This is a genomic window from Asticcacaulis solisilvae, from assembly GCF_052327315.1.
GTDB classification, from domain to species: Bacteria; Pseudomonadota; Alphaproteobacteria; order Caulobacterales; family Caulobacteraceae; genus Asticcacaulis; species Asticcacaulis solisilvae_B.
Genome location: NZ_CP166197.1, coordinates 565,315 through 585,231, shown reverse-complemented (window position 1 = coordinate 585,231; position 19,917 = coordinate 565,315). Strand labels below are relative to the sequence as shown.

At 63.6% G+C, this 19,917-nt stretch carries 12 protein-coding genes; 8 read left to right on the top strand and 4 right to left on the bottom strand.

The features are described 5' to 3' along the window. Nucleotides 1-642: 642 nt before the first annotated feature. Nucleotides 643-858, top strand: coding sequence for an RHS repeat domain-containing protein (locus tag AB8717_RS21330; RefSeq protein WP_443751054.1), 216 nt, complete (start codon nucleotides 643-645; stop codon nucleotides 856-858). A 24-nt stretch (nucleotides 859-882) separates the two neighbouring features. Next, a complete protein-coding gene (locus AB8717_RS21325) occupies nucleotides 883-1,668 on the top strand; it encodes a hypothetical protein (RefSeq protein ID WP_443751053.1) in 786 nt (261 codons plus the stop codon). Here the strand turns inward: AB8717_RS21325 and AB8717_RS21320 are convergent. Further along, nucleotides 1,665-3,098 (bottom strand): FGGY-family carbohydrate kinase, encoded by a 1,434-nt coding sequence (locus AB8717_RS21320; protein WP_443751052.1) that lies wholly within the window; start codon nucleotides 3,096-3,098, stop codon nucleotides 1,665-1,667. The genes AB8717_RS21325 and AB8717_RS21320 overlap by 4 nt on opposite strands. Before the next feature lie 152 nt (nucleotides 3,099-3,250). Here AB8717_RS21320 and AB8717_RS21315 point away from each other — a divergent pair, with 152 nt between their 5' ends. The 6 genes from AB8717_RS21315 to AB8717_RS21290 all read left to right on the top strand — a co-directional run bounded on the left by AB8717_RS21315 (nucleotide 3,251) and on the right by AB8717_RS21290 (nucleotide 16,600). After that, entirely contained in the window at nucleotides 3,251-5,374 is a 2,124-nt protein-coding gene (locus tag AB8717_RS21315; RefSeq protein ID WP_443751051.1) for a bifunctional rhamnulose-1-phosphate aldolase/short-chain dehydrogenase, read from the top strand. A 124-nt stretch (nucleotides 5,375-5,498) separates the two neighbouring features. After that, a complete protein-coding gene (gene rhaI, locus AB8717_RS21310; RefSeq protein WP_443751050.1) occupies nucleotides 5,499-6,815 on the top strand; it encodes an L-rhamnose catabolism isomerase in 1,317 nt (438 codons plus the stop codon). 630 nt (nucleotides 6,816-7,445) lie between these two features. Continuing rightward, on the top strand, nucleotides 7,446-11,195 hold the full coding sequence (locus AB8717_RS21305; RefSeq protein WP_443751049.1) for a TonB-dependent receptor: 3,750 nt from the start codon (nucleotides 7,446-7,448) through the stop codon (nucleotides 11,193-11,195). A gap of 307 nt (nucleotides 11,196-11,502) precedes the next feature. After that, the gene (locus AB8717_RS21300; RefSeq protein ID WP_443751048.1) at nucleotides 11,503-14,235 is read left to right on the top strand and encodes an exo-rhamnogalacturonan lyase family protein; all 2,733 of its coding nucleotides are present in this window, start codon (nucleotides 11,503-11,505) and stop codon (nucleotides 14,233-14,235) included. Between the two features lie 39 nt (nucleotides 14,236-14,274). Continuing rightward, nucleotides 14,275-15,828 (top strand): alpha-N-arabinofuranosidase, encoded by a 1,554-nt coding sequence (locus AB8717_RS21295; protein ID WP_443751047.1) that lies wholly within the window; start codon nucleotides 14,275-14,277, stop codon nucleotides 15,826-15,828. Continuing rightward, nucleotides 15,821-16,600, top strand: a complete 780-nt coding sequence (locus tag AB8717_RS21290) for an alpha/beta hydrolase family protein (protein WP_443751046.1) — start codon at nucleotides 15,821-15,823, stop codon at nucleotides 16,598-16,600. Before AB8717_RS21295 ends, AB8717_RS21290 begins: the two co-directional genes overlap by 8 nt. On the opposite strand, the gene AB8717_RS21285 is transcribed toward AB8717_RS21290, so the two are convergent. The 3 genes from AB8717_RS21285 to AB8717_RS21275 form a co-directional block, all read right to left on the bottom strand. Beyond that, nucleotides 16,589-17,677, bottom strand: a complete 1,089-nt coding sequence (locus tag AB8717_RS21285) for an aldose epimerase family protein (protein WP_443751045.1) — start codon at nucleotides 17,675-17,677, stop codon at nucleotides 16,589-16,591. The genes AB8717_RS21290 and AB8717_RS21285 overlap by 12 nt on opposite strands. Before the next feature lie 227 nt (nucleotides 17,678-17,904). After that, nucleotides 17,905-18,666: an SDR family NAD(P)-dependent oxidoreductase gene (locus tag AB8717_RS21280; RefSeq protein WP_443751044.1), complete on the bottom strand. Its 762-nt coding sequence runs from the start codon at nucleotides 18,664-18,666 to the stop codon at nucleotides 17,905-17,907. A gap of 10 nt (nucleotides 18,667-18,676) precedes the next feature. Beyond that, the gene (locus tag AB8717_RS21275) at nucleotides 18,677-19,915 is read right to left on the bottom strand and encodes an oligogalacturonate lyase family protein (RefSeq protein ID WP_443751043.1); all 1,239 of its coding nucleotides are present in this window, start codon (nucleotides 19,913-19,915) and stop codon (nucleotides 18,677-18,679) included. Nucleotides 19,916-19,917: the final 2 nt, after the last annotated feature.

Below are 19,917 nucleotides of genomic sequence, written 5' to 3'. Positions count from 1 at the left end.
TAGGGTTCCGCCATTGTTGTTGAGAGATATGAAACCGCCGTTCTGATACGAAAATGTCTCCGAGGACCCGTTCACAGCGACGCTAAGAACAGTATGCAAGAGGGCGTGGGAGCCATCGGTATTGCATTGGCTGTTGGGTCCTCCGTTCGCTTGGTAGAGTCTAATAGAGCCGTAATAAGGGTCAGATTCAATGTCGACGCCTATACCCCAATAGCCAACATAATTTCCGCGGCCTCGGACGCTGTCCGAGAGGGCGCCAACCCCGGAACCAATCCCGACCACAGGTTGATCCATAGCAAATTGATCTGACAAGAGGTCGACGTTGTTGGCGTCGCGGAACGAATATTCAGGCGCAGCGTTGATATGGGAATAGTCTGCGCCCGGGTCACTCGCTCGTGCACGCGTCCCGACCACCAAGAGACTAACCGCAAACGCCATTGCAACCGCCGCGCCAATATGGCGTGACACGAGTCTGGACAATTTAAGCATAAAGCCCCCACTAAATCTGTCTCAGGAGCAACCACAGTTCGACCCCCGGGGCAAGAGCCAAAAACACGGCGGAGATGAAATATTGTGTTTGCAATCCTGACGAATATTGCCTTAGCCTAAAGGGACTTGGGTCGCGCGAACGCGGGGGAAATGATGTCGAATTCGGCTCTGAAAAAGACGCTGCTTGTGGCGGCTATCGCCGGCGCTCTGGGCGGGCTTGTATCGCCGGCTTTTGCGACGCCGACGACCTATAAGTACGATGCGCTTGGCCGCGTGATCGAAGTTGATTATCCCGACGGCTCGATCGTTTATTATTCGTACGATGCCGCCGGCAATCGTACCAGCACGACGCGTCACGCCGGTTCGTAATTCCGGGAGTTAGGGCAGGCCGTCATGCGCCTTGTCGGCGGTATCCAGCGTATGAAAACCGGTATCGCGGCGCATCCCCGGATTCGCCGCGCACTTGCGTTTGGCCGGACGCTGGCATCGCGACTTTTGGTCACGGCGGACCGCCGCCGCCGCACTGTTGCTGTCACGGGTGCGGTTCTGCTGCACGTGCTTTTCCTGCTGTTCATCCTGCCGCAGACCTCGAAAGGGCTGTCGACCGGTGGGAGTGGTGGGCTGGCCGAAGGCGGCGACGGCCATGGATTTGTGGTGGAGCTGACCACGCTGAAGGCCGAGCCGGAGCTGGCTACCGCTGTGGCTTCGTTGCCCCAGGAAGACTTCACGCCGGCGACATCCGATACTGCGGTAACGGTTGACGTGGTGGCGGACGCCGCCCTGACATCGCCGGATGCTGCTGTCCCCTCCGTCAAGCCGCCTGAGCCGCCGTCACCGCAAACGGCGGCACAACAATCGAAGACGCAGCCGGCGGCCGCTGCCGGCGGATCCGGGCGGGACGGCCAGACCGCCGGCGCGGGTGACGACTTGTGGGCGGCCATCGCCCCGTGCTGGAAGCGGCTGGCCGCACGCGATGCCTTGCCGGTCAGGCTGACGGTCAGCTTTGCATCAACTGGCGTGTTGGTGCGGGCGCCGGAAATCGTGCGCGATCCCCAGGCCGCGGTCGATATCCATACACAGCTGTCCGAAGCCGAAGCCATCCAGGCGCTCAACGAATGCGGCGCCTATACCATGGCCGCGGGCCGCGAAAACGTAACGATCAATTTTCCGAAACCTTAAGCCGCCACGGCCTCGGTCACGGCCGAGGCCCACAGGCCGCGATAGGCGCGCATGTCCTGGATGAGCAGGGGCTTTACCCGGCGGTGCAGCACGCGTGGCGGCATGGCTTCGCCGAAGCGGGCCAGCGCTGCCGCACCCGTCGTGACGGCGCTGGTGGCGGCATTGCAATAGACCGGACCGTCATGCAAGGCTGCGATCAGGCCGCACAGCAGGGGATTGCGGGCGGCCACGCCTTCGATCAGCAGGTCGCGGCCCGACTGGATCATGTCGAGGCAGGTCGTGCTGAGCAGGGCCTGGTAGAGCAGGCCCAGCGCCGTACGCGTCTGCGGCGTGTCGTTCTTCAGGCCGCGGATCTCGCCGCGCAGGCCGGGATAGGGGCCGCCGGCGTCGAGGAAGCTCGGCAAGGCCAGGGCGGCGTCGTGCATGACATCGCTCAGTGTATGGGCGTCGATATCGAGATGGCCGTTGTTCATGGCCGGCGTGCCGCCGGTGATGATCTCGAACGCGCGGCCGCCCATGAAACGCGCGCAGGGCAGGGGGCGGCCGAAGACATCGACCGCGCCCAGGCAGTCGCGGCCGGCCTGAAGGCCGTCGAGCGTCCCACCCGGCGCCATGGCGATGAACCAGGTTCCGGTCGACAGCAGGGCCGGGGGCTCACGGTCTGCGGGCCAGCCGCTGAGCAGTGCCGCCAGGGCCGCGTTGGAATCGTGCACGCCGACATGGACGCGCGTGCCGGGGCTGAGACCTGTCGCGCGGGCGATATCGTCCGAAAGTGCGCCGGCGGTTTCCCAGGCCGACTTGACCGGACCGAAGCGGCCGGCCCAGCCTTCGGTGCGCGCCAGCGACGAAAAGCGTGCCTCGCGCGGCGACCACAGGTCCGAATGGCAGCCCAGCGAGGTGACTTCGGACGCGATCGCGCCGCTCAGGCGCCAGGCCCAGTACTGCGGATAGGGGATGATGTGGCGAACGCGCGCGAAGGCTTGCGGATCGCGGCGGCTTAGCCAGAATATCTGCGCGCCCAGGTTCAGTCCGCGCGGCAGGGCCGGCGACAGGGTTTCCTCGAAGGCCGGGCGAATCTGGGCGTATTCGCCGGCAAACGGCTCGGGGATGGCGAACTCATAGTCCTGGACCGGCGCGACCAGTTCGCCAGCGTCGTCGATGAAGGCGCAGGCGGCGCCGTGCGCCACCGGCATGATGCGGTCGATGTTGAGGTCGGCGAAAGGGGCCAGCTGTTTCAGCAGCCACGCGAAGATGGCGTCGGTATCGATGGCGTCGTAAAGCGGAGCCTTGAAGGTCGGCGTGGCGATGCGGCGTTCGGCCAGGATCGCGCCGCCGGGCGCGACGACGCTGAGCTTTGCGAAGCTCTTTCCGACATCGAGAACGGCGCAATTCGGCCCGTTCTGCGCGTTATGATCGCGTCTTCCCGTCATAGCCTGCCTGTACGACTGGCTCCGCTTCGGCGGGCCAGTGTCATTATTTGACCAATTATGATTGAAAACTTTCGATCAAAACGTTATCGTCGTTTTCAAGCACAGTGTGTCTGTTTGTCATAAAAACATATAATATTAGTGGGGAGTATTCAATGAGCTTGTCGCAGGACGTCGTTTTGGGCACCGGACAGGACGTTGTGTCCGCGGCTGCGGACGTCCGTGCGGGCGTGTTGAACAAGCCCGGCAATCGCTGGGACGAGGCGACGGCCGCCGGGCTCGACGAAGCCGGGCAACTGCTCTATCGCTCCAACCTTTTGGGCTCCGACCTGTCGGTGACCAATTTCGGCGGCGGCAATACCTCGGCCAAGCTGATGGATGCCGATCCGCTGACGCGTCAGCCGGTGGAGGTGCTGTGGGTCAAGGGGTCGGGCGGCGATCTCGGCTCGATGGGCCGCGACGGTTTCGCCACCCTGTATCTCGACCGCGTGCGCGCGCTGGAAGCCCTCTATCGCGGCCGCGCCTTCGAAGACGAGATGGTGGGCTTCCTGCCGCACTGTACGTTTGCGCTCAATCCGCGCCCCGCCAGCATCGATACGCCGCTGCACGCCTTCATCCCTTATGCCCATGTCGACCATCTGCACCCTGACGCCGTCGTGGCGATCGCCGCGACACATGAGTCCGAGGCTCTGACCGCGGAAATTTTCGGCGGTGAGGTCGGCTGGATCGCCTGGCAGCGCCCGGGTTTCGACCTCGGCCTGCGCATCGGTGAGGCCGTGCGCGCCCATCCGCACTGGAAGGGCCTGGTCCTCGAAGGCCATGGCCTGTTCAGCTGGGGCGCCACGGCGCGCGAATGTTACGATGCGAGCATCGACCTGATCGGCCGGGCCGTCGACGCGATCAATGCGCGGCTTGAGCCTGTGACGCCGGCCCCGGCGCCCGGTGCGGCGGCGATGCGCGCCCTGATCGAGCGCCTGCGTCCGCTGGTCAGTTCCGTGCGGCCCAAGCTGTGCGAGCGTTTGAGCGATGATGACATGCGCGCCTTCCTGGCCTCGCCCGAAATGCTGGGCGATGCGGCCCAGGGCGCAGCCTGTCCCGACCATTTCCTGCGCACCAAGCCGTGGCCGCTGGTGCTTGAACCTGAGCCGCTGCTGGGCGAGGGCGGCGATGCCTATGTCCGCGATGCCGTGGCTGGCTATCGCCAGCGCTATCGCAGCTATTATGAACGCTGCCGTCACGACGACAGCCCCGCCCTGCGCGATCCCGATCCGGTCGTGGTGCTGGTGCGCGACACCTGCGCCCTGGCCTTTGCGGCGGATCGCACCGGCGCGCGCATCGCCGGTGAATATGCCCGCAACGCCCTGACCGTCGTCCGTGGCGCCCGCGCGCTTGGCACCTACAAGGCGTTGGACGAGCAGGAGATGTTCGACATCGAATACTGGTTGCTCGAGGAAGCCAAGCTGAAGCGCCAGCCGGCGCCCAAGGCCTTTGTCGGACAGGTGGCGATGATCACCGGCGGGGCCGGCGGCATCGGCCGCGCCGTGGCGCAACAGATCCTGGCCGAGGACGGCTGCGTCATGCTGACCGACATCGACGCCGCGCGCCTTGAGACGGTGAGGGCGGACCTGTCGAAGCGTTTTTCCGCCGACCGTGTGCGCGCCTTTACCGTAGATGTGTCGGACGAAAGCGGTGTGGAGGCGTCGTTCGAGGCCTGCGTGCTGGCGTTTGGCGGCGTGGATATACTGGTGGCCAATGCCGGCATCGCCTCGGCGGCGCCGGTGTCTGAAACCTCGCTCGACCTGTGGCAATCGAACTTCCGCGTCCTGTCGGAGGGCTATTTCCTGCCGTCGCGCGAGGCCTTCAAGATCATGAAGGCCATGGGCGGGGCCATCGTCTTCGTGGCGTCGAAGAACGCGCTTGCGGCCTCGGCCAATACCTCGGCCTATTCATCGGCCAAGGCGGCGGAACTGCAACTGGCGCGCTGCCTGGCGCTCGAAGGCGCGCCGTACGGCATTCGCGTCAATGTCGTCAATCCGGACGCGGTGCTTAAGGGCTCGACCATCTGGACCGGCGAATGGCGGGCGCAGCGCGCGGCCGCCTATAACCTGCGCGAGGATGAGCTCGACGATTTCTACCGCCAGCGCAGCCTGCTCAAGCGTTCCGTCCTGCCCGAGGATGTGGCCGAGGCCGTGGTCTTCCTGGCCGGTCCGGCGGCGGCGAAATCGACGGGTAATATTCTCAATGTCGATGCCGGCAATGCGGCCGCGTTTACGCGATAGGAAGGCATTTCGTCTGATCACGACACCGGGGGACAATGGTGATTTGACTCGGGGGGCGGGCCATGGCTTTCTAGGGGCAAGGCGCGGACAACCATACAGACGCCGGTGTATCAGGGAGGAGTAGATGGGTTTTGTCGCGATCGACAGGGCCATGCTGGGAATTCCGCCGGAAGTCATTGCCAAGGATAATGACCGGCTGATGGAGGCTCACCTCGCCGACTACGCGGCGCTGGGTGCGCGGCTGGCGCGCGAAAACATCGACATAGAAGACATTGTCGCGAGGGTGATGGCGCTGGAAGTCGGTCTGCCGAGCTGGGGCATGGTGTCCGGCGGTACGCGTTTTGCCCGCTTCCCGCTGCCGGGAGAGCCTGTCGATGTCTACGAAAAGCTTGAAGACTGCAGTGTCGTCCACCAGCTGACCGGCCTGACACCGCGTGTCTCGCTGCACTTTCCGTGGGACAAGACCGATGACTATGTGGCGTTGCGCCAGTTCGGCGAAGCGCACGGCATCGGCTTCGATGCCATCAATTCCAACACCTTCCAGGACCAGGCCGGCCAGAAGCGCTCGTACAAGTTCGGTTCACTCAGCCACAGCCAGGCCCAGACGCGCCAGCAGGCGATCGAGCATAACCTGCAATGCATCGATATCGGGCATACGCTGGGATCGAAGGCGATCACCGTGTGGATCGGCGACGGCTCGAACTTCCCGGGCCAGTGCGAATTCACGGACTCGCTGGAACGGTATCTCGACAGCCTGCGTGCCGTCTACCGCCACCTGCCGCACGACTGGCGCCTGTTCATCGAGCACAAGATGTACGAGCCGGCCTTTTACTCGACCGTCGTGCAGGACTGGGGCACCTCGATCCTGTGCGCCCAGACCCTTGGCGACAAGGCGCAGTGCCTGGTCGACCTGGGTCACCATGCCCCCAACGTCAATATCGAGATGATCGTGGCGCGCCTGGCGCAGTTCGGCAAGCTGGGCGGCTTCCACTTCAACGATTCCAAGTACGGCGACGACGACCTCGATTCCGGATCGGTCAATCCGTTCCAGCTGTTCCTGGTGTTCAACGAGCTGGTGTCGGCCGAGATCCGCGGCAAGGGCAGCTTCCGGCCGTCCTACATGATGGACCAGTCGCACAACGTCACCGACCCGATCGAAAGCCTGCTCAATTCCGCGCGCGCCATTGCCGGCTCCTATGCCAAGGCGCTGATTGTCGATCGCGTGGCGCTCAAGGGCTACCAGGCCGACAACGACGTCATCATGGCGCACAACTGCCTGCGCCTGGCGTTCGAAACCGACGTCCGCGCCGCCCTGGCCATGGCCCGGGTGCGCAGCGGCGGGGCCATCGACCCGATCGCCTGTTACCGCGCATCCTCCTATCGCGCACTCAAGGCCGAGGTCAGGCATTACAATCCGAATCTCGGTGGCGGGATTGTCTGACAAGGCGATGCGGGCGCCTTTGCAAGTCCGTTGATCGATAATGATCAATTTTGACTGTTGTCAGAACGCAGTTCGTCCCGACGCGGGCCGTTGGCACCGGATGCGGTCACTTCACATGAACATATTGAAATAATAAGGTTTTTATTCCCGACCTATACTGTCGGACCGGAAACAATGTTTCGTAATATTGGTGCGGGGCTGTGGTGCAAAAGACCCTTGCCGACGCTTGTTCCTGCCGGCTGAGGAATAAATAAATTCGTTTTCTTTCAATGCCATATATTGGTATTTCTGCGATATTCCCTTTTGTAGGCGCGTTCATGGGCACGAATTTCGTTGCGGGCGCTACATGTTTGGCGCCGTGGGCGGTATTTGTGTGATCTTTTTGTTACGTCAGAGACCGCAAATGATCATTAGCGTGATGTAAACAAGGCGGAAGTGCGGCAAGCGCCTTGACTTGTCATTATCAATCATCGAAGGTGAAAACATGATGGCCTGACTCTTGTCGGGCTGACGGCTGTTTTCGCGGCGGCGGGACCAAAGGTCCGACCATTGTGCAGTAGCCTCGGCTCCGCCCGGATGGCCGGCGTAGAAAGTTACAAAAAGCGGTATAACCGCACCAGGAGGATCAACGTGACGAAATTCACCAAGACAGGCCGTATCGGGACTCTGCGCGCCAGCACCGCGCTGGCGCTTGTCGCCCTGTTCGCCGGTTCGACCGCCGCGTCGGCGCAGACGGCCGAAAAGAAGGCCGACGACAAGCCGGCAGCCGATTCCAGCGTCATCGTCATTACCGGTCAGCGCGCTTCGCAGCGTTCGTCGATCGATCGCAAGAAGCACGCCAAGACGGCGACCGACTCGATCGTCGCCGAAGACATCGGCCAGTTCCCGGATAAGAACGTCAACGAATCCATCTCGCGCATCGCCGGCGTGTCGCTCGACCGCGGCGATAACGGCGAAGGCCAGGGCTTCTCGATCCGCGGCAGCAGCGGCGAAACCACCCTTGTCGATATCGACGGCATGAGTGCCCTGAATACCAACGGTTCGCTGTCGGCGCCCGGCTTGTCGACGGCGGCCGACGGCGGCCGTGGCGCCGATCTGCGCGAACTGCCGGCCGACATGGTCAAGAGCATCGACGTCATCAAGGGTTCGACCGCGGCGACGACCGAAGGCAGCCTGGGCGGCAGCGTGCATATCGAGACGCGGACCGGCCTCGATTTCAAGAAGCCCTTCTTCCAGCTGACGGTCGATCAGCATCAGAATTCGATCGACGGCAAGTGGACGCCGGAATGGAGCGCCGTCTTCGCGCGCAAGTTCCTGGGCGGACGCCTGGGCATGAGCGGCAACATCGACTACAACGAAGTCCGGACCGTTGCCGACCAGCAGCAGCCGCAGACCTCGGGGCAGGCTGGACCGGCGCGCAATGCCGACTTCGACCAGTCGCCGGAAAAGACCTTCAGCTTTGCCAACGCCGTTGTTGATCCGACGCAGACGGCGGCGAACGTTGCGGTTCCAGGCTACAATTCTTTGTCTCCGGTCGACATCGTTAAAAAGTCGGGAGCCGCGGCCACAAAGGCGGACTGCTATGCAGCCTTCCCCTCGTTGACCACGGCTCAGCTGAACGCCATTACGGCCGCATCGACCTCTTCTGCCGCAAGCGGAAACCGTCAGTCGGCGATTACCGAGCAGACAAACGAACTGTCGACCTGTCTGAATCAGTGGAACGACTATGCGCCGTCGTTAATCCGTTACTTCTCGAAGCGCGCCTATGAGCGCCGCCTGGCGGCCCAGCTGCGTTTCGACTACCGCGTCAATGACGATCTGACCCTGTACATTTCCGGCAATATCAAGAACCGTACCGTCGACAACCGCGACGATACGCTGAACCTCGGCAGCCCGGCCTATAGCCAGTCGGGTTCGATCTGTATCCAGGGCATCTGTAGTTCGTCGGGGACGGTTCCGACCTTCGGCAGCACTTCGACCTCCAATATCTACAACACGCCGCGCACCGTGGCGACCGGCCTTGGCTATGGCTTCTACCCCGACAGCGCGCCGGGCTGTGCGACGACGGTCTCCGGTACGGGTACGGCTCAGACGACGACCGGCTGCGGCATGGAAAGCGACATCACCAATGCCGTGGTCGATGCGACGCACCACCTGACTTCGTTCACCCTGAACGACGCCAATGCCAATATCGACGCGATCCACTATCATACGCTGGTCACGTCGTGGGGGGCGCAGGTCGGCGGTCACTACAAGCACGATAACGTCAAGCTCGACTTCTTCTACGGTGACTCGGGTTCGACCTGGTCGCGCGCGCAACTGCGCACCGCGGTCAACTACACCTACGGCCCGGTGAACATGTCCATCACGCCTTCGGGCCTGTGGGCTTATGAATTCCCGTCCGGCTTCGATCTGAATACCCTGCCATATGCCGGTCTGAACTCGGTTGTTTCCCGGGCGTCGACGTCCGCCAGTTCCGTGCAGGCCGCCGTTCCGGCCTATACGGTCGCGCAGGCCGCGCAGTACGGCACCAACTTCAACGTCACCTGGCGCGCCGGCATCTCGGATGACAACGAAAAGCAACTGAAGTGGGACCTGACCTACGACTTCGATAACAAGCTGCCCTTCCTGCAAGACGTCCAATGGGGCGTTCAGAGCCGTAATCACCGCGGCGACGGCTGGGGCGGCGGCGGCTACACGGTGACCCCTGCCGTAGGCACTGTCGGCGCTGCCGGCTATGTCGCGCCGGTCATCGTTCCGACCGAAAACCTCACGGTCAACTACCGCGATTGTCTGCCGACCGCGACCTCCACGCAGTCGTGCCAGTACGGCTATACACCGAGCGCGGTTATCGGCGCGAACAACAGCGCGCTGACCAGCCTGAGCAACCAGCTGTCCGGCGTCTACACCTTCACGCCGGACCAATTGAAATCACTGGTTTCCAGCGCGCTCTATACGCGTGGCTATGATTTCATGGGCGACTACGCGCAAAAGGGCAACGTCCTGGCATCCTGGCCGTTGCTCAATCCGGACACCATCGCCAACGCGCTGACCGGCCAGACTTTCGACTTCAGCTGCATGAAGACGTGTGTGGCCAACGACGGCAAGACCTATTCGCAGCCGCACTATCAGTTCCGCGAAAAGACCAACGCCATGTACCTGATGGTCGATTTCGCGCAGCAACTGCCGTTTGGCCTGGAATTCGACGGCAACGTCGGCGACCGTGTCGTCAAGACGGATGTCGTGGCGACCGGCTTCATGACCCTGTCGCATACCGCCATCAACGGCGGTTGGGTATCGACGAACCCCAATGCCAACATCACAACGACCTCGGTGCTGCTCAACACCGCGCTCGAAAACCACACGATCGACTGGCTGCCCAGCTACAACCTGAACCTCTGGATTCTTCCGGACCAGCTGGTGGCGCGTTACTACACCGGCCACGTGATCTCGCGTCCGTCGCCCTCGGCCCTGCTGCCGCAAGGCACCTGCACGATCGACGAACGTCAGGACTCGAGCATCAATACCGATCTGGCGGAAGATGGCACCAATGCCTGCTCGGGTCGCGTCGGCAACCCCGCCCTGAAGCCCTACAAGGCGATCAACCACAACGAGTCGCTGGAGTGGTACCCGAACAAGGACTTCAACATATCGGTGGCGTACTTCTACAACAACGTCATCACCGGCAAGCCGATCGCCGGCAATCTGTCGGCCGCTTCCTTCTTTGCCGGCAGCGCGGCCAAGGACCCGGTAACCGGCCAGTTCTTCTCGGACTACGACTTCAACGTTCCGTCCTGGATCAACGGTCCGGGTGGCCTGCAGCGCGGTATCGAATTCTCGACCAAGCTGGCCTTCACCAAGCTGCCTTGGATGCTGAAGTACTTCGGTATCGACTACAACTATACCACGATGAGCACCACCAATTATCAGGTTGCTTCCGATCTGGTGACGGGCGCCGTCCTGCCGCCGCAATATCAGCGCGACTTCACCCAGAACGCCGCCCTGTGGTATGACGACGGCCGCCTCAACATGCGTCTGACCTGGCAGAAGCAAGCCGGCTATTTCGACTATATCTCGTCGTGCTCGAACGCGCTCAACAACTATCCCACCGCGTTCCAGCAGTGCTCCGGACAGACGATCCGCACGCCTTACAATCCGGGCGGTTCGAACTTCCGCGACATGACGAGCTTCCTCGACATGAAGATGAGCTACAAGATCAACAAGAACCTGCAGGCCTTCTTCTCGGGCCGCAACATCGGTCACTCGCTGACCTATCGCAACATCCAGCCGAACAACACCTATTCGGACGGCGCGCCGACCCTGGAAATGATTTCCTACGGCGGCGCAACCTGGGAAATGGGCTTCACCTGGCGCAACTAAGCCTGGGTCTTCCAGACCTGAAAAGCCGCCGTCCGGGAGACCGGGCGGCGGTTTTGTTTTGCGCAAAAAAAAGCCCGGCGCACGGGGACGGGCGCCGGGCAAGGATTCGCGAGCGGAGGAAAAACGACTGCGCGAAAAGGTGACGCGAACGTCACCATCGACTCTTCAACGCGACTGAAATGAAAGTCCGTCGCGTGCTTGCAGGAAATGCGATTTTGCGCAAAAATGACTGAAATCGATCGAAGTGCCGCCGGATCGCCTGTTGCGGTTCGTTGAAGTCCTGACATCAGAAATCCAGGGGAGCGCCATGCGCCAATCCGAACCCGCCATTCTCTCGCGCCGTACGCTGCTGCTCGGCACGGCCGCCGTCGCCGGCATGGCTGCCGCGGCGCCGGCCCTGGCAAAGCCTGCGCCAGCCACGCCGGGCACGGACGCCATCTGGCTCGATGGCACCGCGCCGGAGCTGTTCGAAGGCGCGACCTTCGGCGTGCCGTGGCCGCGCGGCGCGGTTTCGGCCAAAACAGGCTTTGCCATCGGCGACCTGCCCACGCAGTCCTGGCCGCTGGCCTACTGGCCGGACGGGTCGCTGAAATGGTCGGCGCACGCCGTCGGCGCGGCACCCGCCACGGCCAAGTCGTTTGCGTTGACCTCCGGCAAGGACAATCCCGGCGTGGCCACGCTCAAGGTCGATCAGTCCGGCGCCGATATCGTCGTCACCAACGGCGCGGTCGTATGGACCATCCCCAAATCCGGCAAGGCGCTGATCAGCCAGGCGACCAATGGCGGCAAGCCGGTCATGGGCGCGGTGACGCTCGGCGCCCTGGCCCAGGACGCCGCCACGCTTGAGGAATCCGCGACCGTAACGCAAACCGCCTACGACGGCGTCGTCGCCACGGCCACTGTCGAGCAGTCGGGGCCGGTGCGCGCCGTCATCAAGCTCGACGGCCAGCATGCGGGCCAAGGCCGCCAGTGGCTGCCGTTTTCGGTGCGCCTCTACGTCTATGCCGGTGCACCCTCGGTGCGCATCGTCCACACCTTCATCTTCGACGGCGACGAGCACAAGGACTTCATCCGCGGCCTGTCGGTCAACGCCGCCGTACCGATGCACGACGAGCTCTATAACCGCCATATCCGCTTTTCCGGCCAAGACGACGGCGTGTGGGGCGAGGCGGTGCGCACCCTGACCGGCCTGCGCCGCGATCCCGGCAAGCCCGCCAAGGACGCGCAGATCGCCGGCAAGGCCGTCGACCCGGCATCGCTGAAAGGGCCGTTCGCATCGGAAATCCAGTGGATCCCGGCGTGGAGCGACTTCACCCTGTCGCAGCCCAATCCGGACGGCTATAGCATCACCAAGCGCACGCTTCCTGGCCAAGGGTGGATTCAGTCGGTGACGGAGCACCGCGCCTCCGGCCTGGTCTATGCCGGCGGCGCCTCGGGCGGCGTGGCGCTGGGCATGAAGGACTTCTGGCAGCGCTCACCGTCGCGCCTCGATGTCCGCGGTGCGGCAAGCGATCAGGCCAAGGTCACCGCCTGGCTGTGGTCGCCCGATGCGCCGGCCATGGATATGCGCTCCTACCGTCCCGACTGGGGCATGGACACCTATGAGAAGCAGAACCAGGGCCTCGACATTACCTACGAGGATTTCGAGCCCGGCTGGAATACGCCCTACGGCATCGCGCGCACGACCGAGCTGACCCTGTGGGCGCTGGACGCCACGCCCGAGCGCGCGCGCTTCGCCGCCATGGCGCGCAATGTCGCAAAGCCGCCATTGCTGACCGTCTCGCCCGAACGCCTGCACCTTGCCGGCGTCTTCGGTGACTGGAGCCTGCCGGATACGTCGACACCGACGCGCGCCCTCATCGAGAACCGCATCAGCTACCAGCTCGACTATTACCTCAAGCAGATCGAGACGCACCGCTGGTACGGCTTCTGGACCTACGGCAACGTCATGCACACCTACGACGCCGACCGCCATGTCTGGCGCTACGACGTCGGCGGCTTCGCCTGGGACAATTCCGAACTCCAGTCCGACATGATGTTCTGGTACGGCTATTTGCGCTCGGGCCGCGCCGACGTCTTCCGCATGGCCGAGGCGATGACGCGGCAGACCGGCGAGGTCGAGGTCTATCACCTCGGCAAGTTTAAGGGCTTCGGCACGCGCCATGGCGTCCAGCCCTGGCTCGACTCGTCCAAGCAGCCGCGCGTGTCGAACGCTGCCTTCCGCCGCTTCTACTATTACCTGACGGCGGACGAACGGACCGGCGACCTGATGCGTGACCTTAACCGGTCGGACGAGACGCTTACCTCGGTCTTCATCGAACGCAAGGTGTCGTCCGAAGGCGGCAGCGGCATCGGCATCCGCGCCAAGATCCCCGGCACCGTCGATTGCAGTTTCGGCACCAGCTGGGGCTCGTTCCTTGCCGCCTGGCTGACCGAATGGGAGCGCACCGGCAATACCTACTGGCGCGACCGCATCCTTAACGGCATGAACTCGATCGCGACCCTGAAATACGGCTGGTTCTGCGGCGGCGCGCCGTACGATCTGAAGACGGGCAAGTTCGTCGGCGCCGGCGACAAGATCGACGTCTCGCACCTCAACGGCGTCTTCGGCGTCATGGAGGTCCATCAGGAATTGCTGACCCTGGTCGACGTCCCGGCCTACAAGAAGGTCTGGCTCGACTACTGCAAATATTACGGCGCGCCAGCCGCAGAGATCACGGCTTTCCTGGGCGTCGCTCCCAAGGACCGAAGCTTGCGCGACGCCCATTCGCGCTACACAGCCTATGCGGCGCGCGAGCTGAAGGACCCGAAGCTGGCCGACCGGGCCTGGAGCGAATTCCTGCAAGGCGAGGGGCGTTTCCCGCCGGCGCTCAGCACGCAGACGAAGCGCGTCGACGGCCCTGCCGTCCTGCACGTCACGGACGAAGACCCGCAGATTTCCACCAACGGCGCGGCGCAATGGGGGCTGGCCGCCATCGAAAATCTGCAATTGATCGGCGATACGGTGGAGACATACGGCGCAAAATACGTTAAGGCCTAGGTGAAATAGTCAGACAATATCACCTATGGGGATTTTTTGATGCTTAAAACCCTTGCCGTAGCCGCAAGTGCGCTTCTGCTTGCCGCCACCGCGTCCGTCAACGCCGGCACCCTGACCGCGCAAGGTGCGCTGAAGGCCGACCAGCCGGGTCCGCAGATCAGCCGCTATATCTACGGCCAGTTTTCGGAACACCTCGGCCGCGGCATCTATGACGGCGTCTGGGTTGGCCCGGATTCCAAGATTCCCAATGTCCGCGGCATCCGCACCGACGTGGTCAACGCGCTGAAGGACATCCACGTACCGGTCATCCGCTGGCCGGGCGGCTGTTTCGCCGACGAATACCACTGGCGCGACGGCATCGGCCCGCGCGACCAGCGCCCGCAGCGCAAGAACAACTGGTGGGCCGGCTCGCCCGAGACCAACGCCTTCGGCACGCACGAATTCATGGACTTCGCCGAACAGGTCGGCGCCGATCCTTACCTGTCGATCAATGTCGGCTCGTCCAACCCGACCGAGATGCGCGAATGGATCGAATACATGACGTCGGGCGACCAGGACACCCTGGCCAATGAGCGCCGCAAGAATGGCCGCGACAAGCCGTGGAAGACGCCCTTCATCGGCTTCGGCAACGAGGCCTGGGGCTGCGGCGGCAATATGACGCCGGAATTCTATTCCAACGAACTGCGCCGCTATACCGGCTTCTATCACCGGTCGGCTGAAAACCCGACCGTGCGCATCGCGTCGGGCGCCAATGCCGGCGACACCAACTGGACCGACGTGGTCATGAAGAATGCGTCGCATAATATCGACGCGCTTTCGCTGCACTACTATACCCTGCCGACCGGCAACTGGGACAAGAAGGGCGCGGCGACCGGCTTCACTGCCCAGGCCTGGACCGACACCTTCGCCAATACGCTGAAGATGGAAGACCTGATCACCAAGCATTCGGCGGTCATGGACCAGTACGATCCCAAGAAGCGGGTCGGCCTGTTCGTCGACGAATGGGGCACCTGGTACGATGTCGAGCCGGGCACGATCCCGGGCCACCTCTACCAGAACAATACCCTGCGCGATGGCGTGCTGGCGGCGGTCAATTTCAACATCTTCCACCACCACGCCGACCGCGTCCGCCTGACGGCTGTGGCCCAGACGATCAACGTCCTGCAGGCCATGATCCTGACCAAGGACGACAAGATCGCGCTGACGCCGACCTACTACGCCTTCAAGATGTACGTGCCGTTCCAGGACGCGACCTACCTGCCGCTCGACATTACGGCGCCGACCTTCACCATGGGCGACAAGACGATCCCCGCCTTCAACGCCTCGGCGGCAAAGGGCAAGGACGGCAAGATCTATATCGGCCTGGCCAATATGGACCCGAACGACGACGTCGCCCTGTCGGTCGACCTGGGCACGCTCAAGGCCAGGTCGGTGTCGGGACAGATCCTGACCGCCGACAAGATGGACGCCTATAACGATATCGGCAAAGCCCCGGTCGTCGCGCCGGCCGCCTTCAAGGGCGCCAAGCTGGCCGGCGGCAAGCTCAGCATCACCCTGCCGGCCAAGTCGGTCGTCGTGGTGACGCTTGACTAAGCCCGAACCCACCCGGGTCATTCAATTGTCGGACGGCGCGGACAACGCGCTGTCCGGCGACTGGCCGGACCGGGTGTTCACGGCCGTAAATCGCGCCGAACTCCACGCCTTCGAGATCGCCGCGCCGAAAGGGGCGGCGATCGTTTGTGGCGGCGGCGGATATGTGCAGCTTGTCCATGATCGCGAAGGCAATGACGTCGCGCAATGGCTGAACGGGCTGGGCTATAACGCCTATGTCCTGGTCCACCGCCTGCCGGGCAACGGCAATCCCAAGGCTATCGCGCTGACGGACGCCATGTCGGCGTTCGCGCATATTCCGGCGGACCTGCCGCGCGTCGCGGTCGGCCTGTCGTCGGGCGGACACCTGGCCGGGACGATCGCCTGCCAGGCCGAGGCCGACATCAAGGCTGCGATCATCGCCTACGCGCCGGTCAACGCCAACCACAGGGATTACAAGGCGCCGGCCGGCAAGCCCGACTTTCCGCCACCTGAAAAGCAGGCCTTCTACAACGACTGGCCGATCGGTATCGCCGCCGAAGCGCACGGCGTGCCGTCCTGTCCGGTCTTCCTGGCTTATGCGCTGCACGACACGGCTGTGCCGGTCGAGCACGCTTTAAACTTCATCAAGACGGCGCGCGACCTGAAGCTCGATCTCGACGCGCACATTTTCGCGCAGGCGCCGCACGGCTTTGCCCTGCGCGATACGTCGGGAACGCATCGCGCCTGGCCGGCCCTGGCCGAGGCCTGGTTGAACGAAAAGCTATTTCGCTGAGAAGGCAAACACCGTGGTCGCCCGCAGCATCTGGCCGGGCTTGAGCTCGGTCGACGGGAAGTCCGCGTGGTTCGGACTGTCCGGGAAGTGCTGGGCTTCCAGCGCCACGCCTGCGCCGGCGCCGAGCGGCCGGCCGTCGGCGCCGGTCAGCGAGCCGTTGAACCCGCCCGCCGTATAGACGACCAGACCCGGTTCGGTCGTGCTGACGGTCAGCTTGCGGCCGGTCGAGGGATCGCTCAGGACGGCGGCCGTCTTCATGCCCTTGCCCGTCAGCACAAACGTATGGTCCAGACCCTTGGCGGCGATCACCGACGGATGGTCGGAGGTGACGACATCATGGATCGGCCTGGCCTTGCGCAGGTCCATCGGCGTGCCGTCGAGCGGCAGGATCTCGCCTGTCGGGACGCGGTGGGGATCGGTGACCAGGTACTTGCCGGCGTTGATCTGCAAGGTCTGGTCGTAGACATTGTCCTGACCCGACAGGTTGAAATAGGCGTGGTGGGTGAGCGCGACGACGGTCGGCCTGGTGGTCGTCGCCGAATAGTCGAGCGTCAGCCTGCCCGCGGAAACGCGATAACGCACCGTGACGTGGACTTCGCCCGGGAAGCCGTTGTCGCCATCGGGGCTGACAAGCGAAAGGTCGAGGCCGCATTTGGCCGGCGTCACCGTCCAGATGCGCGTGCCGAAGCCCTTTGCCCCGCCGTGGCTGACCACGACATCGGGCTTGTCGAGATCGACGCGCTGTCCCTCAAGCGTAAAACCGCCGCCGGAAATGCGGTTGGCGTAACGGCCGATCAGGCTGGAGAAGTTGGCCCGGCCTTCATAAGCGGCGAGCGAATTGAGGTTGCGGATCACATTGCCCATCACGCCCTTGCGGTCGGGCACCTCGATGTCCTTGAGGATGCCGCCGAGGCTGAGCACGGTGACGTTCATTTTCGGCCCGTGGATCGTCCAGGCGTCGACCGCCTGGCCCGACGACAGCTGGCCGTAGGGCGCCTTGTCGACCGTGCAGGCGGCGGCGGGCAGGGCGGTCGCGGCGCCGGCCGCAACGACAAGGGCGACAAGGGCTGGTCGCATATCCGCTTCTCCAAAAAAGAGGCCGTTTTGCTGTGCGCAAAACGGCCCAATATGTTCCCACAGGGAGGAAGGGGAACGGAATCATTGGGGCCGTCACAGGACGGTAGCGCAACGGCCCCGGCAGGAAAAGGGAAGGGTCGATGTCAGACGGCCCTTGCAACCGATTACTACAGCAACCATGCTAACTGTCAAACAAAAACGATCAAAAATGATCTAAATCGATCAAATCAAGCCGGCATCAACTGCCCGCCGTTGACGTGCAGGATCTGGCCGGTGATGTAACGGGCCATGTCCGAAGCCAGGAAGACGACCGGGCCCGCGCAATCCTCGGGCGTGCCGATACGGCCGAGGTGGACCGAGTTCTTCATGGCTTCCATGCGATCGGCCGGGGTCTGGGCGTGGAAAGGCGTACCGATCACGCCTGGCGCGATGGCGTTGACGCGGATATTGCGTTTGGCCAGGTCGCGCGCCATGTGCCGCGTCAGGTTGTGGATATAGGCCTTGGCGCAGGCATAGTGGCCTGAGCCCGGCCCGCCGCCGTCATTGCCGGCAATCGAGCCGACATTGATGATCGACCCGCCGCCTGCCGCTTCGATGTGCGGCACGGCGGCCTGCGACGCGTTGATCACCGAACGGACATTGAGGTTCATCACGGCGTCGTAGAGGTCGTCGTCGATCTCCATGAACGGCTTGCGGCCGCACAGCGAGCCCGCATTGTTGACCAGGATGTCGAGCTTGCCGAGCCTGTGCACGGCCTCTTCGACCATGCCCCTGGCGGTCGTGGGGTCGGTCAGGTCGGCGCGGACCAGTACGGCCTCGCCGCCGGCCGCCGAAATTTCGTCGGCGACGCCTTGCGCGCCGTCTTCGTTCGAATGGTAGTGGATGGCGACGCGGGCGCCGAGGTCCGCGAAGGCGCGTGCGACGGCCGCGCCGATGCCGGAGCTGGCGCCGGTGACGAGAACGGCCTTGCCGCTGATTTGGTCGAGCATGATGATTCTTCTAGTTCAGGGGAATTATGATCAGCGACAGTTTCTTGCCCTGGGTCAAGAGGCCCGACTGGATCAACAGGCGCGTGCCGTCGGGGCTGAAGCTGGGGTGCGCATGGTCGGGCTTCATGACGTGGCCCGTGGTCAGCAGGGTGTGCGCGCCGCTTCTGCGGTCGATCAGCCAGACATCGCCATCGAAGTCGTCGCCCGCGGCGAAGCGGCCGTCATAGGTGACGCCGTTGTGCCAGAAGCTGTTGGGGCCGGTGCGGTCGCTACCGACGACGCTCTTGACCGGGACCTGGCCCAGGTTCTCGACCGTGCCGTCGCGCAGATCCACCACCATGATGCCGGTCGGGCGTTCGCGTAGGCTTGCGGTATGGCCCATCAGGTTGAAGATGACGTGGTCGGCGTCGGCGAACTGTTCGTGCGTTACCCAGTCGGTCGCGGCTTCCGGGAAGACGGGCCGGTTATTGGAGCCGTCCGCATTGACGATCCACATGCGCTGCGGCGCGTCGCCGCCGGTTTCGTTGCAATAGAGGATTTCGCCGGGCTTGAACGGATTGGCCTGGACGTGGCCGACACGGAAATCGGTCTTGACGACGGTGCGGGTCGCGCCGGTTTTCAGGTCGACGGCCAGGAGGCCGCCCGGCACCTGCGGCACGGGCTGGCCCTGCGGGCGCGGCGGCGCCTCGATCTGGTCGAAGCCGACATAGGCCGTCGTGCCGTCGGAATCGAGGGTGAAGCCGCCGGCCAGGATAAAGCCCTGGGGCAGGGTGGCGACCAGGGTCTCATACCCCTTCGGCGACACCTTTCCGGCCTCGGCATCGGCCAGAAGCGGCGTCAGCGCGATGCGGTACAGGCTCAGGCGATTGTCGGCGGCCTTGCGCAGATAAAAGACCTCGTTGGCCTGGCGCGACACCATGATCGAGGTCAGGTAGACGCCCGGTCCGTCGGTCAGTTGCACGATCGTGCCGGACGCTTCGTCGATGGCGAAGATCTCGCCCTTGCCGTCGCCGGCGCGCGAGCCCGAGCGAAAGACGATATGCTTGCCGTCGAAGGCCCATTGCTGGTCGGTCGGATACATCTTGGCGTCGCTGACCGTGCCGTTGGTCAGAAGGATCAGCTGGCGGCCGGTGACGGCGTCGGTCATGACGCGTTTTTCGGACGGATAGACCTTGCCGGCCTGGGCGAAGGCGGGGGCCGAAACGAGACAGGCCAGCGACAGCGTGGCGGCGAGGAAATGACGGGACATGA

Coding starts and splice junctions, on each gene's coding strand:
- AB8717_RS21330 (WP_443751054.1), top strand. CDS start 643: ATGTCGAATTCGGCTCTGAAAAAGACGCTGCTTGTGGCGGCTATCGCC.
- AB8717_RS21325 (WP_443751053.1), top strand. CDS start 883: ATGCGCCTTGTCGGCGGTATCCAGCGTATGAAAACCGGTATCGCGGCG.
- AB8717_RS21320 (WP_443751052.1), bottom strand. CDS start 3,098: ATGACGGGAAGACGCGATCATAACGCGCAGAACGGGCCGAATTGCGCC.
- AB8717_RS21315 (WP_443751051.1), top strand. CDS start 3,251: ATGAGCTTGTCGCAGGACGTCGTTTTGGGCACCGGACAGGACGTTGTG.
- rhaI (WP_443751050.1), top strand. CDS start 5,499: ATGGGTTTTGTCGCGATCGACAGGGCCATGCTGGGAATTCCGCCGGAA.
- AB8717_RS21300 (WP_443751048.1), top strand. CDS start 11,503: ATGCGCCAATCCGAACCCGCCATTCTCTCGCGCCGTACGCTGCTGCTC.
- AB8717_RS21295 (WP_443751047.1), top strand. CDS start 14,275: ATGCTTAAAACCCTTGCCGTAGCCGCAAGTGCGCTTCTGCTTGCCGCC.
- AB8717_RS21285 (WP_443751045.1), bottom strand. CDS start 17,677: ATGCGACCAGCCCTTGTCGCCCTTGTCGTTGCGGCCGGCGCCGCGACC.
- AB8717_RS21280 (WP_443751044.1), bottom strand. CDS start 18,666: ATGCTCGACCAAATCAGCGGCAAGGCCGTTCTCGTCACCGGCGCCAGC.
- AB8717_RS21275 (WP_443751043.1), bottom strand. CDS start 19,915: ATGTCCCGTCATTTCCTCGCCGCCACGCTGTCGCTGGCCTGTCTCGTT.